Below are 14,410 nucleotides of genomic sequence, written 5' to 3'. Positions count from 1 at the left end.
AAATGATTTGGAAATTAATTAATTATTTAAAGAAAAAAAACATAGACTTCAAAAATAATAGGAAGAAAAACATTAAAAATTATAGGTCTATTTCTTTTGACGAGCTTTTCGAAAACAGCTCTAGTGCAAGCAATTTTGTTGTATCTGGTGCTAGCAAAGACGAAAGAAACGCAGCTATAATGGCCTATATTACCATGATTAAAAAATATAATATCCCTGTTATTTTATTACACAATTATAATTTAGAATTGGAAGATGAGATTCTAGCTAATTATAGCAATTCAATTTTATTTTCAAGGAGAAATCTAGGACAAATTCAAAATCAAGCTAATTATGATCCTTTTATAGAAAATGACTCCAGTGTAATATCAAAAATTTTATCAGATGTAGGCAAAAAAGATTTTAATTTGTCTAGCTCTATAAGTCTATACTTCGAGGGAATGGCGAAGTATTTAATGATAGCAAAGAGAAATCCGTCCTTGCCAGCCTTTTTTAAATGCCCCCATGGTAGTTTGGTTTCTAAAGTTCAATCAGCGGTTAACCAAGGTCAAATAAGTCCACAAGTAGGACAAGATCTCCAATTTTATTTAGCATCTGGAGGAAAAGAACTTGGAAATATTAAAATATTTTTAAATAATCTTTCAATTGAAATGAGTCCTATACTGAGCAATCGTTTATCAAAAAAGCAAGAGTCTCTAAGATCTGCATATAACAAAGGATACGAAGTTATAAGTGTAGATTTGCTAAGCTCATCAGAATCTCTTTATACAAGGCTTTTGTTATCAGAACTAAATGAACTTTATAAGTATGGAGGCTTTGCTGTTGTAATTGATGATATATCACTTACAAAAGGTGAAGTTCTTACAGAAATATTATCAAAACCAAAGCCTAATACAAGTTTTATGATTGGAGAATCTGATTTCTTTTCAGCTTGCGCTAATGATGTCCAAATATATGAATCCGTATTAGGACTTTGTCATAATTACCTACTATTCAACCATTCTTCAGGAATATCAAGAACAAAATGGGCAGAGTTTTTCGGAAAATATGATAAAACAAAGATTTCAGAATCCAGTTCATCAGGACACAATATCCATAAATGGTCACAAATAATACCAGGTTTTAATAGCACAAATACTTTTACTTATTCAGAAGATAAGGATTATATTCTAAGTCCAGAAGATATAAAAAAATTAAATAGAGGAGAATTCTATTTTTTTGATGGTTATAAATCCAGATTAGTAAAGGGGTGTGCAGCTAACATTATTCCTCATCAAACAGTTTGAGCTGCAATTAAGTAAACAAATTATTAGGTAGAGAAGGAGATATTATCCATTATTTTTAAAATATTTTCGATAAATATAAATGTTACTATACAAATATTCGTACAATTAGTAGAGATTTATAAGATTTATTTTAAAATATAGAATAAATCTATAGTGAATTCTAAATGCAAGTTGCTGATGTTAAAATGAGTAGATAGTATTATAATATATTTAGTGAGTTTTTTAGTAAATCATTAGTAACAAAAAAATTAGTATAGTAAATAAATTTTATTAGAATTTTCTGTAAATTTTAATGAAGATTCTATTAAAATGCCATAAAATTTGGATGTATTGGATATATTACTTAGTTATTATTCAAGTTATTCAAGGTCAAGGATATTAACATAGCAATGAAAAATTGAATTTGTTTATTTATATTTAACAAAAGACAAAGATTATAGTAAATTTAGATTAAATCTATTATAAATACTAAATTAACAGATAGGAAGTTATGAATTTAATCGATTTCGTACTAATTTTATTTTTTTATTTACAGAGACTGTGAAATAGTTTGTGTATAGAATCCTCCTGATATAATAATAATCAGGAGGATTTTAAAATGCGAAGAAAAAGACCAGAAACAAGACTCAACAAAATATCCAAGATGTTAATTGAAGAGTATCAACCAGAAACAGTACGAGATATTCAAGAAGCCTTAAAAGATTTTCTAGGAGACAAAATGGAACAAATGTTAAAAGCAGAGTTAGATGAACATCTAGATTATGAATATGGTGAAAACCCACTGTCATTAAACACAAGAAATGGATCAAGTAAAAAACAGTTAAATCATCATACGCAAACATAGACCTAAACATACCACGAGACAGAGAAGGATCCTTTGAGCCACAAGCATTGAAAAAATATCAAAAAGACATATTAAACATAGAAAACCAAATAATATCTATGTATGCAAAAGGAATGACAACAAGGGACATATCAACACACATAAAAGAAATCTATGGATTTGGAATATCAGAATCCATGGTAAGCAAAATAACAAATAAAATACTACCAACTATTGAAGAATGGCAAAATAGACCCTTAGAAAAAGTATATCCATTTGTATTTTTAGATGCAATACACTATCATGTAAGGGAAAATAACATAGTAGTAAAAAAAGCAGTATATATAGCACTAGGATATAATACCGAAGGATACAAAGAAATCCTTGGAATGTGGGTAGGAGAAAATGAATCAAGTAAATACTGGCTATTGGTATTAAATCAATTAAAAGAACGAGGATTAGAAGATATATTAATAGTTTCAACAGATAATTTATCAGGATTTAGCCAAGCAATAGAAAGTGTATATCCAAAAACAGAAATTCAGAAATGCGTAATTCATCAAATAAGAAATTCAACAAAATTCGTATCATATAGAGATATAAAAGAGTTAATGAAAGACTTAAAAACAGTATACAAAGCATCAACAGAAAAACTAATACTAAGTAACCTAGATATATTTGAAGAAAAATGGGGCAAAAAATACCAAATGTGTGTAAATTCATGGAGAAATAACTGGGCTGAATTATCAACATATTTTAAATATCCAGAAGGAATAAGAAAACTAATATATACAACAAATAGCATAGAAAACTTTAATAGACAACTTAGAAAAGTAACAAAAAACAAAACAATATTTCCAAGCGACTACGCCCTACAAAAAAGCTTGTATCTAGCGATGGTAGATGCTTCAAGTAAATGGACAAGTAAAATAAGAGGATGGGATCAAATACTGTCACAACTATCAATATTTTTTGAAGGCAGAATCTAAATTTTGCCATAAAAATAATAAAAAATTTGAATCATTCAATCAAGAGTAAAGACATAGCCCTGGTCTGACGACCAGCTCTTGACAGAAATCTTCAAATTTTTAAGAAATATAATTAGGCAAAAATGGAGATTTTTATAAAAATCTTGACCTTTTAGTTTAATTGTGCCAAAATTAGGTTACAAATATCTGAACTTTCAGATTTTAGTAATAAAAGTATATTTTTTTAAAATCAAAAAAATATCAGCTCACAACCTATCAGGAGGAGCCGATACACAAAACTTTTCACATACCCAAACTGATCTCCTTAAGTTAGTTTTTATGTCTAACTTTTGTGGGTCAGTTCATATCTAGTGGCTAATTGTTTTATTTTGCTTTGATTACAAGTTGTTGGTTTGGTCTTTGTAATTTTGCGTTTATGTCTTGTGGTAGATCGATTTTTGCTTCTTTTCCTGCAGATTCTAAGTTTACTACGTATTTTATTGCGTCGTGTTCTTCTTGTTCTTCAACTTGTGCTGCTTTACCATTTACATTGATTTTTGGTGCTTGTAAGTTCAAGATTGTTTTTGCTTTTTCTGATGATTTTAAGTCTTCTGGAATTTGTACGATGAAGTTTAATGTTTTAGGCATTTCTGCTACTTCAACTGTTGTTTCTTGTGCTAATTCTTGATCATCAGCTGTCAATTTGTAAGCGATTGTGTTTTGCAATACTTTTTGTAATTGTTCATTGCTCATTTCTGCTGTTAGATCATTTACTAATACTTTTGAGCTATAACCTTGTTCTTGTTCTTGAATTTTTGCATTCAATTCTTTGATTTTGTTGTTAGCATCGTTTAAGTTTTCTAATGCAAATTTCTTGTCAGTTTCAACTTCTTTTAATTTGCTTTCTAATTCTGATCCTTTTTGATTAGAACATGAGGCTAATACAACCATTGATAATACTAATAATACTGTTAAAAATTTCTTTTTCATAATTCCCTCCAATTAATTTATTCCAACTCTTTTATTATACTATTAATTTGGGAAAATTCAAACTATTTTAGTAGAAAAGTTCAGATATTTGTTTCTTAAATATTTTTATAATTCTTTGAGTATTTAAGTGTAAAGCAATAAATATTATTGACAAAATAAATTCAATTTGGTATAATGATTTTGTTAATTTATATATATAAAAAGGAGGGTATATTTATGAGTAACAATAATAATGACTTTAAGCCTTTTATTTCGGCCGATAAGGTCTTGCCAGAGCTTACACCATTCTCTATTATTTTCGGTATTATCATGGCAATTGTATTTGGTGGAGCTAATGCATATTTAGGTCTTAGAGTTGGCTTGACAGTATCTGCATCAATTCCTGCTGCAGTTATTTCAATGGGAGTTATCAGATTGATTTTCAAGAGGGATTCTATTTTGGAAAACAACATCGTTCAAACTATAGGTTCCGCAGGGGAATCAGTTGCCGCAGGTGCTATCTTTACAATGCCAGCATTATTTATTTGGATGAAGGAATGGAATGAACCAGCTCCATCATTAATCGAAATAGGGGTTATTACTCTTATTGGTGGTTTACTAGGGGTTTTATTCATGGTTCCATTGAGAAATGCTTTAATAGTTAAGGAACACGGGGTTATTCCATATCCAGAAGGAACTGCTTGTGCAGAGGTTTTATTAGCAGGTGAAGAAGGTGGATCCAAGGCTAAGCTTGTATTCAAGGGTTTAGGTTTGGCTGCTGTATACAAATTCTTTGCTGATGGTTTGAAGATTTTCCCATCTTCATTATCAAAAGAAATTACAGTTAAATCTTTCTCAGGTGCTGGTATCGGTATCGACCCACTTCCATCTTTGGTAGGTGTTGGTTATATTTGTGGTCCTAAGATTTCTGGATATATGCTAAGTGGTGCAACTTTAGGTTGGTTAGTTATTATGCCACTTATGAAATTATTCGGTGGAGACAACATAATCGGTGCTGCAGATAAGGCTATTTCTGCTATGACTGTAAAAGATATTTGGGGTACTTATTTAAGATATATAGGAGCTGGTGCTGTAGCTACTGGTGGTATTATATCTTTAATTAAATCATTGCCACTAATTATTAGAACTTTCAGAGATGCTATGAAAGACTACAAATCACAAGGTTTGGGTACAGATTCAGTTCTTCGTACTGAAAAAGATTTGAGTATGAAATTCATAGGAATATCTATTCTTGCTATCGCAGTTGTAATGGCTATTTTACCAATTATTCCAGTTGGTCCTATTGGATCAATTATTATCGTTGTATTTGGTTTCTTCTTTGCAACTGTATCATCTCGTTTGGTTGGTCTTATTGGATCTTCTAACAACCCAGTTTCTGGTATGACTATTGCTGCTTTATTGATAACTTCATTGTTGATCAAGGCTATGGGAAATACTGGTCATGATGGTATGATGATGGCTATTTCAATTGGTACTGTAATCTGTGTTATCGCTGCTATTTCAGGGGATACTTCACAAGACTTAAAGACTGGTTTCTTGGTTGGAGCTACTCCATACAAACAACAAATCGGTGAATTAATCGGTGTTACTGTATCTGCACTTGTAATCGGAGCTATTTTATGGTTATTAGATTCATCTTGGGGATATGGAACAGACGAACTTCCTGCACCACAAGGTATGTTGATGAAACTTATAATCGAAGGTGTAATGGGTGGATCGCTTCCTTGGGGATTAGTTTTCGCAGGAGCATTCATTGCAGTTGTTGTTGAAATTTTAGGAATTCCAGTATTACCATTTGCAGTAGGTTTGTATTTACCAATCAATACTTCTACAGCTATCATGACTGGTGGTTTAATCAGATTATTTGTTGACAAGAGAAAAGTTAAAAACGAAGAATTAAGAAAAGAACAAGAAGAAAATGGTGTATTGTTCACATCTGGATTTATCGCAGGTGAAGGTGTTGTAGGTATTTTACTTGCTGCATTTGCTATCATCAAAGTTGGCGACAAGACATTAGCTGAAGTTCTTGATTTATCTTCAAAATTCAACATTGGTACAATTGGATCAATCATAGTATTCTTGTTATTATTAGCAGTTTTAGTTAGAACTTGTATCAAGAACGTAAATACTAATGAAGCGAAATAAAAATTTTCTAGAATTTATTCCTGAGGTCAACGAAAAAATAGAGTTTTATGAGAAAAATGATCTAGTGTACTTGAAAAAGAAACACAATCATATTTTTGATAAGATTGCTCAAAAGATGTTCTTTACGCCAAAAGAATCCAACATCAAGCTTGAAGGTTACGGCAGTGATGTTTTCAGAATGATTGATGGCAAAGCAAACATCATAGAGATTGGGAATAAATTAAAAGAACAATACGGAGATGAGGTAGAACCTCTATATGAGAGACTATCTCAATTCATACAAATTTTATACAACAATGATATTGTTAAACTCAAAAAGAAGTCTGAATAAGGCTTCTTTTTTATGGGGATTGCAGGACAAGGATAGAAAATGGTGTAAAGATTTCGCTAGAAGACAGTTGCAAGACACGCAAGGGTTGAGACCATAGCAAACACCTCGCACGAATATCCTGGGTAAAATTTAATGTTCTCACTCGCTCAGCCTCACTTCAGAAATCTTCTTTTAATAAGATGAAATGAAGATTTCATCGTTCGAAGCGTCGCTCATAAGAAGCATTAAATTTTATATGATGATATTCTTAGCTTCGATCGTTTGCTCTAAGGTTTCGCGTGTGTTGGGGATTGCAAGACAAGAATAAAAAATGGTGCAAAGATTTCGCTAGAAGACAGTTGCAAGACACGCAAGGGTCAGACTAATAGCAAACATCTCGCACGAATATCTAGACTACGAAAATAAATAAATTCTAAGCTTGTGAACCTAAAATTGTGAACTCGTGCTACCCACTCAAACAGCACAATTTTTTAACGGTTCACTTCACTTGAATTTATGATTATTTACTCCGTATGATATTCTTAGCTTCGATTGTTTGCTAGAAGGTTTCGCTGATTTTGAGATTGCTGGACAAGGATAGAAAATGATAAGAATAAATTAGCTGTGAGATTCAGGGGTAGGAACTATATGAGGTGTAACCGACAAAAAAGTCATTAAACATTAATTTATTGACAATAAAAATAATTATGGTAAACTTAAATTAACCAAAAGAAACAGGACGGTATTTTGAATAACAGAATTGAAGAATATAGGAAACCTTTAGGAGTTTGTATGTATCAGGTTTTCGATTTGGACTGAGAAGAAACATATAAGTGTCATGACCATAATTGTTGTTAACAATTATATGATTACATTGTGTAAAGGGGGTATTTATGAACTATAATAATCCTCAGAGGTATAAAAACGGAGACTAATTACTTTTCGATAGACAGGTTTAATAAAATCGAAAGGGAGGTAAGTAAAATGTTAAATAAGAGAAACATTGTTTATATTTGTAAATGCTGTTTGGGAGTAATTTTTGCATTAATCCTCATGTATACAATAAAAGAAGTTGTATTTGGTAATTATATTGCAGAAGCATTAATTGCTAGGGCGCTGCCTTTATCAATAACATTAGTAGCTATATCAATTCTATTTTTCTCTATAGGATATGAAAATAGAAAATAGATAGTCTTCGTTGAAGATTGTATAAAATATGAGTTAGGGTGAATCTAAAACCCTGACTCTTTTTTTATTATGACGGGCATGTCGTTAGTCTGTGGTGAAAGTTCACGTAGGGCGTAGTTTGCGACGAACTTCATAACAACTTGCAAGGCTATCACCGTGAGGTGATGGCGAGAAGAAGCTGAAATTATCCAAAACAGATAGCCTGTTTAAACTCAGGGGGGAGAAATGGACACAAAAAAATAAGAGTCATTTTCCATCTTCTGAAACAACTCTTATTTTCCGAGCAAACTGCACTTAAACTGAAATTTTGGTTCGATCATTTCCTTATCCACTCCTTAATAGTAATCTATCAGATAAACTTGCTTTTCAAGATATAACGAATCAATCTTTAAATCTTTAATTAACTAAAGTTTTCGATACTTAGGATAAAATTTTAAATTTAAATGTTTTAAGTTTAAATGTTTAAAGGTTCTAGTTTTATTTGTCTTCAAATAAAACGGGTAGTATTCCTGCGATTTTTGTTTATATATCCTTTTCATCGGAATCAATAAACTAAAGTAACAGTTGTGCTCTACAATTTAGATATCTTTTATTGTAGTATATATATACCCACTGAAAAATGTTTTAAACACTTTTTTGAAGTTTTTTTGAAAAAAATTAAAAAAAATTTGAAAAAAATTGATTTTGTTTGAAATTTCTTGAAATGAGGTATAATAAAAAAAACACATGATTTAAAATCATGCGCCATATAAGAAAGGAGTAAGGGGAGTCAACTCTGGAAAATTTTGAAGGCATGAGAGTTTTCCCCTCTAACTTGTTAACTAATTTAGATGTGAAGTAATTGTTTGATGATGAACCAAAATATTGGAATAAATATTGCTGGAATGTAATCCATGATTTTGAATTTTTTGATTTCTAGCATATCTATACCAAGTAGGACTATCAACAATGATCCTACTACTGAAATGTTATCAATTACTTCTGGTACTAAGACTTTGCTTAGTGATGTTGATAATAAGAATATTAGTGTGTTCATCACAAGTCCTACAACTCCGGACAGTGCTACTGTGAATCCGTATGTTGCTGAGAACAAAAATGTTGTTATACTGTCTAATATTATTTTAAATTGCATTATGTCGGCGGATCCACTTAATCCTAAATTCAATGGAGCAAGGATTGCCAATGATCCGATATTTTGTAGCATTATTAATGCAATGGCGCCTTTCATGGACGAGCCAGATGAGTCTGGAACTTTGTTTTGTAAATACTCTACAAGGTTGGCTAATTTCTTGTCCAAATCAAGACCGTTACCTATTATAGCACCGATAACTAAGGAAATCAACATAAAAATAAAATTATTTGTTTTGACACTTCCTTGTATTCCCATTATTAATATACAAACGGCGACAACGTCCATTATACTTTTTATTAGTTTTTTAGGCAGGAAAGATTTCAAAAGTCTTCCCAAAAGGGCTGCGACTGCAACCGCTACAACATTTATTAATATGTAAAACATCATAATCCTCCACGAAATATGATAATATATTTTATTCAATTTGTAAAGTAATATTTTTATTAATTAACAATGTAATATTTGAAAGTGGTAAAAATATGTAAATATAATATCACAAAAAGATAATACACATAAAAGCTACATATCAAATGAGCAAAAATATATCAATAATTTGTAAAATTTAGGAGTTCGATATGAACGAAAAAATCGAATTAATCAAAACTAAAGAGATAAATTTCCTCAAAGAACTGGATAATTCTGTCATTAGATTTAAGCACAGTCTTCCTCATCACAATGACAGTTTGTTAAATAGGGTTCTTGTGGAAAAATTCATATCTCAATCTAAGATTGATTTTTATGAGGAATATAAGGATGTATCTTCCCAATATAATTACATATACACTAAAAATAAACTTGTAGAAGAAAGATACGATGAAATCATTCAGATTTTTCAAGATATGGAAAATGATATGAGTTTTTTGGACGATGCTATCAAAAATTCTGGAGATATAGAAAAAGGATTTAATTTTAGGTTTTATTTGAAGAAAATTGTAGAGAGTTATAAATTTTCACGCGATAATTCAAAAGACAAGGATAAGAAAAGCAAAAGAGCTCATCTTAAATCTAAGAATAAAAGGGAGTTCATAATAAGTGAGTATTCAAAGGATAGCGTGTATTTGTACAGTGTTAAGAGAAGTCTGAAGCAAGTGTACAAAAAGAGAATAAATACTGAGGTGAACAAGCTTAGGCGTGATTTGTACGATTTGAGAAAAAATATGAAGGTTGATTCCAAAGATTACGATACAAAATTCAAGGCTTTATATTTAATTCCTGGTGTGGGTCAGCTTCAGTTCAACCAACTGTATAAGTTTTTGATTATGATTGCAATTTTTTTGGCGAGTGTGTTCATTCTCATTGGAGATACGCATATCGATAAACTGGATGAGCTTATGATTGGCATATTGGTGGTTTTGGAAATTATCAATATAGTAAATTATAAAAAAATCGTCAGAGATATTAATAAAGGAATTCGTCCGAATAATTTTAGAGAGTCGATTATAAACATTAAATTACAGGTTAAAGGATTTTTCATTAATAATATTAAACTTATTTACTGGGTAATATGTGGAATAGTTGCCGTTTTTAATATTTTTGTTGTGATTGCAACTGTTTTGGGAGAGGATTTGACATTTGTTCTGAAAAATAACGACCGATTTTATATTCAGTTTGATTTGAAGATAGTGTGTGCGTGTGCTCTACTTAGTGTGATGGTGTTTTCGATTGGAGAGATTGTATCTTTGATTGTGTGGAGGATTTTCTCCAGAGTTGACAAGGAATTGAATCTTTTCATGTGTATATTGTCAATTGCATCACTGTTTGTATTGCTGATGTTTCCAAATGATTTTGTGTTTACGAAAATATTTGGAATTTTCAACCAATACGTACTTCACGATCAAAGTTTGATGCTAATTTTCTGGTTGACTTTTTGGTTACTTATAGGTGCGCTAACAGCTTATAACGTGTATTCTATGCAAAGAATAGGATTTTTCTCTAATAATATCAATTATTTGATGCACAATGACGATATGAACAAGTTTGAGTATTATAGATGGGTTGTTTTTCCGATTTATTCTAATAAGGTTAATTTGATTACGATTTTGTTGAATTTTATGGCTTTTTATGTGATGTTTTGTTTCACTGGAGTGTATTTTTCTCACATGATCGATATTTACAATGAAGGCGCTATGGATATTCTCATATTTTTTGTAAGAAAGCTTAACAGTAATTATTATTACTTGATAGGTTTTATAATTGTGGCGATATTTTCTGTTGTCAATTTGTGTTGGGATATTATAACTAAGATTAGGGTTAGAAGGTAGTTATGGATATTGTATTTGAAAATTATAGTACGAATTATTTTGAAAATTTGACAGGGAAAATCTCTCAGAATTGTCAGATTTTTTCAAATAAAATAACTTTGGATAAGTTCATAGCTGTATTAATGAATGTAAAATACGCAAATGGGAAGATGTTAATAGATGGAAAGATTTCAAACAATGTGATATCGAAGTACCGTGGATTTTATGTTGTGGATGAGTTTATGTTGTATCCTCATTTGAATGTGTACGATAATTTGTCGTTGGTGTTGCGTTCAATGAAGATGTCTCCTGTGACAATTTACAGAAAAATTCAGAGCTTGAATGAAAGTCTGAATGTGGATTTGGATAATAAGTTAAAAGAATGTGATAATGATACTATCATCAAACTTTTTTATGCGAAGGTTGTGTTGGCGCAGAGTCAGTTTGTGATTATAAAAAATTACAATAATTACACAAAAATTTTTGCTAAGAAAAACATGAGAAAACTTACTCAAATGTTTGATGAGAAGAATATCAACTATATTATTTTGTGTGACAAGAAGAAAAAATTAGTTGATGATTTACCGATTTTAAAGCTAGGCAAGAGTACCATTTCTGATGTAAAATGATTTGAACATTTTATTAAAATTATATATTTTTAGCTTTTTGAAAAATTTTAATACTATATTTTCAGTGTTATTTCACTTAGATTTGTGGTAATATTTAATAGGAATTAATACTATAAATTGTAGTTGGGTTTTTATAATCCACTATATACACGATAAAAGGGAGTAATAATGGAAATAAAAAAGAGAGATGGCAATATTGTCGATTTTGATAGGTCGAAGATAAAATTAGCCATGAAAAAAGCTTATGCTTCTGTAGGAATTTACGCAGAGGAAAATGAACTGGAAGCTATGGCACAAGAAATTGAAAACACTATTGTGAACAAGTATCCGAAAAATCATGTGGTCACTGTGGAAGAAATCCAAGACTTGGTGGAATTGACTTTGATTGATCACGGTCAATACAAGGTTGTAAAATCTTTTATTTTGTATCGTGCAAAACATACCACAGACAGAAAAGTTATCGAAGAGTTCGAAAGATTTATCACAGATGAAGATGTCATCGAAATCATTAGATATATTCAAGAACATTACGATTCTACTAGGTATTCGATTGAGAATTTGTATTTGAAGTTCGAATCATTTGTTAAGCCTAATCTGTCACAATACGATATGGTGAATTTATTGTCCAAAGCTTCTGGGGAACTTGTTAGTAAGGAAGCTCCAAATTGGGAATATATTGCATCGTTGTTTATGAATTATAATTTGAAACAAAATATTAAGAAGTTAGAAGTTCAATACGATCTTCAAGATTTTAAATCAAAGATTAAGTTTTTGGATGAGAGAGGATTGTATGGTTCATACATCAGAGAAGTGTATACTGATGATGATATTGACGAATTGGAAAAATACATTGATGACGATAGGGATAAGTTATTCACATTCAGTGCTTTGGATTTGATTATAAAGAGATATTTGATTAAAACTCATGACAACAGAGTGATGGAATCTGCACAAGAAATGTTCATGGGGATTGCGATGCATTTGGCACTTAAAGAAAAGGATAGAATTCATTGGGCAAAGAAGATCTACGATAATTTGTCCACATTGAAAGTGACTGTGGCAACTCCTACGATGAGTAACGCCAGAAAACCATTCAATCAATTGTCAAGCTGTTTTATAGACACTGTTCCTGATACTTTGGAAGGAATTTATCGTTCGATAAATAATTTCGCACAAGTTTCTAAGCATGGTGGTGGAATGGGATTGTATTTCGGAAAAGTTCGTGCAAATGGATCCGACATTCGTGGTTTCCAAGGTGTTGCAGGTGGAGTTATCAGATGGATTAAACTTGCAAATGATACAGCTGTTGCAGTGGATCAATTGGGAGTGCGCCAAGGTTCTGTAGCTGTGTACTTGGATGTATGGCACAAGGATATATTGGAATTTTTGCAACTTAGAACAAACAACGGTGATGACAGAATGAAAGCACACGATGTGTTCCCTTCTGTTTGCTATCCTGATTTGTTCTGGAAGATGGTTCGTGACGATATCGACGGAACTTGGTATATGTTCGACCCACACGAAATCTCTGTGAAAAAAGGATATAATTTGGAAGATTATTACGGGGACGAATGGGAAAAAAGATACAACGAATGTGTGCTTGACGAAAGTATTTCCAGACGTAGCATAAAAGTAAAAGATTTGGTTAGACTTATCATAAAATCCTGGACAGAAACAGGAACTCCGTTCACATTCAACCGTGATACTGTAAACAGAATGAATCCTAACAAACACAAGGGAATGATTTATTCTTCTAATTTGTGTACAGAAATTATGCAAAATATGAGCGAAATTCATTCTATCAGTGAAACTATCGAAACAGAAGACGGAGACGATATTATCGTTACGAAAACAAAACCGGGAGATTTTGTTGTGTGTAATCTTGCTTCTCTTGTTTTGGGAAATATCGACGTGAACAACGACGAAGAATTAGAGGAAGTTGTGGAAACAGCAGTTAGAGGACTTGACAATGTTATTGATTTGAACTTCTATCCATTGGAATACGCAAAGTACACTAACAAAAAATACCGTCCAATCGGACTTGGAACAAGTGGTTATCATCACTGTTTGGTAAAAAATAATATTATGTATTCAGATGTTGAAAAGCATTTGGAATTTGCAGATAAATTGTACGAAAAAATCAATTACTACGCTATCAAAGCAAGTAATAAAATCGCCAAGGAAAAGGGATCTTACGAATATTTTGAAGGTTCTGATTGGGAAAATGGTGAATATTTCAAATTAAGAGATTACAATTCTGAAAAATGGAACGAATTGTATCACGATATCAAGAAAAACGGAATGAGAAATGGTTACTTGATGGCAGTGGCACCAACTGGTTCAACTTCGATAATCGCAGGAACTACTGCAGCAGTGGATCCAGTTATGAGTAGATATTTCCTTGAAGAAAAGAAGGGTACAATTGTCCCACGTGTTGCACCAGGACTTAGTCCACAAACATTCTGGTTGTACGAAAATGCACACGAATTGGATCAAAATATAACTGTAGATGCGACAAGTATCAGACAACGCCACATCGACCAAGGACAATCGGTCAACATTTATATCACGACTGATTACACGATGAGAACAATACTAAACATCTACATCAGAGCTTGGGAAAAAGGCATCAAATCCATCTATTATGTTAGAAGTAAATCATTAGAAGTGGAGGACTGCGATAGCTGCAGTGCATAATT

9 protein-coding genes and 1 pseudogene are annotated in these 14,410 nt (G+C 31.5%); 8 read left to right on the top strand and 2 right to left on the bottom strand.

Annotation, left to right across the window (positions count from 1 at the left end):
• Positions 1–2: 2 nt before the first annotated feature.
• Together HMPREF0391_RS02520 and HMPREF0391_RS02510 are read left to right on the top strand one after the other, a co-directional pair.
• Positions 3–1,286 (top strand): hypothetical protein, encoded by a 1,284-nt coding sequence (locus HMPREF0391_RS02520; RefSeq protein ID WP_002835281.1) that lies wholly within the window; start codon positions 3–5, stop codon positions 1,284–1,286.
• 598 nt (positions 1,287–1,884) lie between these two features.
• Positions 1,885–3,098: pseudogene (locus HMPREF0391_RS02510) on the top strand (IS256 family transposase).
• Between the two features lie 363 nt (positions 3,099–3,461).
• Here HMPREF0391_RS02510 and HMPREF0391_RS02505 read toward each other — a convergent pair.
• Positions 3,462–4,067 (bottom strand): hypothetical protein, encoded by a 606-nt coding sequence (locus HMPREF0391_RS02505; RefSeq protein WP_002835278.1) that lies wholly within the window; start codon positions 4,065–4,067, stop codon positions 3,462–3,464.
• A gap of 216 nt (positions 4,068–4,283) precedes the next feature.
• Here HMPREF0391_RS02505 and HMPREF0391_RS02500 point away from each other — a divergent pair, with 216 nt between their 5' ends.
• From HMPREF0391_RS02500 to HMPREF0391_RS02490, 3 genes are all read left to right on the top strand, one after another.
• Positions 4,284–6,212, top strand: a complete 1,929-nt coding sequence (locus tag HMPREF0391_RS02500) for an OPT family oligopeptide transporter (protein ID WP_035109210.1) — start codon at positions 4,284–4,286, stop codon at positions 6,210–6,212.
• Entirely contained in the window at positions 6,199–6,543 is a 345-nt protein-coding gene (locus HMPREF0391_RS02495) for a PqqD family protein (RefSeq protein WP_002835276.1), read from the top strand. The genes HMPREF0391_RS02500 and HMPREF0391_RS02495 overlap by 14 nt, the downstream gene beginning before the upstream one ends.
• A 963-nt stretch (positions 6,544–7,506) precedes the next feature.
• Positions 7,507–7,710: a hypothetical protein gene (locus tag HMPREF0391_RS02490; protein WP_035109206.1), complete on the top strand. Its 204-nt coding sequence runs from the start codon at positions 7,507–7,509 to the stop codon at positions 7,708–7,710.
• 826 nt (positions 7,711–8,536) lie between these two features.
• On the opposite strand, the gene HMPREF0391_RS02485 is transcribed toward HMPREF0391_RS02490, so the two are convergent.
• Positions 8,537–9,226, bottom strand: coding sequence for a DUF554 domain-containing protein (locus HMPREF0391_RS02485; RefSeq protein WP_035109168.1), 690 nt, complete (start codon positions 9,224–9,226; stop codon positions 8,537–8,539).
• 191 nt (positions 9,227–9,417) lie between these two features.
• On the opposite strand from HMPREF0391_RS02485, the gene HMPREF0391_RS02480 reads away from it, so the two are divergent.
• The 3 genes from HMPREF0391_RS02480 to HMPREF0391_RS02470 all read left to right on the top strand — a co-directional run bounded on the left by HMPREF0391_RS02480 (position 9,418) and on the right by HMPREF0391_RS02470 (position 14,408).
• Positions 9,418–11,103, top strand: coding sequence for a hypothetical protein (locus tag HMPREF0391_RS02480; RefSeq protein ID WP_002835272.1), 1,686 nt, complete (start codon positions 9,418–9,420; stop codon positions 11,101–11,103).
• A gap of 2 nt (positions 11,104–11,105) precedes the next feature.
• Positions 11,106–11,711: a hypothetical protein gene (locus HMPREF0391_RS02475; protein ID WP_002835271.1), complete on the top strand. Its 606-nt coding sequence runs from the start codon at positions 11,106–11,108 to the stop codon at positions 11,709–11,711.
• 168 nt (positions 11,712–11,879) lie between these two features.
• On the top strand, positions 11,880–14,408 hold the full coding sequence (locus HMPREF0391_RS02470) for a ribonucleoside-diphosphate reductase subunit alpha (protein WP_002835270.1): 2,529 nt from the start codon (positions 11,880–11,882) through the stop codon (positions 14,406–14,408).
• Positions 14,409–14,410: the final 2 nt, after the last annotated feature.

It is taken from the genome of Finegoldia magna ATCC 53516, from assembly GCF_000159695.1.
Lineage (GTDB): Bacteria > Bacillota > Clostridia > Tissierellales > Peptoniphilaceae > Finegoldia > Finegoldia magna_F.
Note: the sequence above shows the minus strand (reverse complement) of the source record. Positions and strands in the feature narration are given on the sequence as shown.

Coding starts and splice junctions, on each gene's coding strand:
- HMPREF0391_RS02480 (WP_002835272.1), top strand. CDS start 9,418: ATGAACGAAAAAATCGAATTAATCAAAACTAAAGAGATAAATTTCCTC.
- HMPREF0391_RS02505 (WP_002835278.1), bottom strand. CDS start 4,067: ATGAAAAAGAAATTTTTAACAGTATTATTAGTATTATCAATGGTTGTA.
- HMPREF0391_RS02495 (WP_002835276.1), top strand. CDS start 6,199: ATGAAGCGAAATAAAAATTTTCTAGAATTTATTCCTGAGGTCAACGAA.
- HMPREF0391_RS02475 (WP_002835271.1), top strand. CDS start 11,106: ATGGATATTGTATTTGAAAATTATAGTACGAATTATTTTGAAAATTTG.
- HMPREF0391_RS02520 (WP_002835281.1), top strand. CDS start 3: ATGATTTGGAAATTAATTAATTATTTAAAGAAAAAAAACATAGACTTC.
- HMPREF0391_RS02485 (WP_035109168.1), bottom strand. CDS start 9,226: ATGTTTTACATATTAATAAATGTTGTAGCGGTTGCAGTCGCAGCCCTT.
- HMPREF0391_RS02490 (WP_035109206.1), top strand. CDS start 7,507: ATGTTAAATAAGAGAAACATTGTTTATATTTGTAAATGCTGTTTGGGA.
- HMPREF0391_RS02470 (WP_002835270.1), top strand. CDS start 11,880: ATGGAAATAAAAAAGAGAGATGGCAATATTGTCGATTTTGATAGGTCG.
- HMPREF0391_RS02500 (WP_035109210.1), top strand. CDS start 4,284: ATGAGTAACAATAATAATGACTTTAAGCCTTTTATTTCGGCCGATAAG.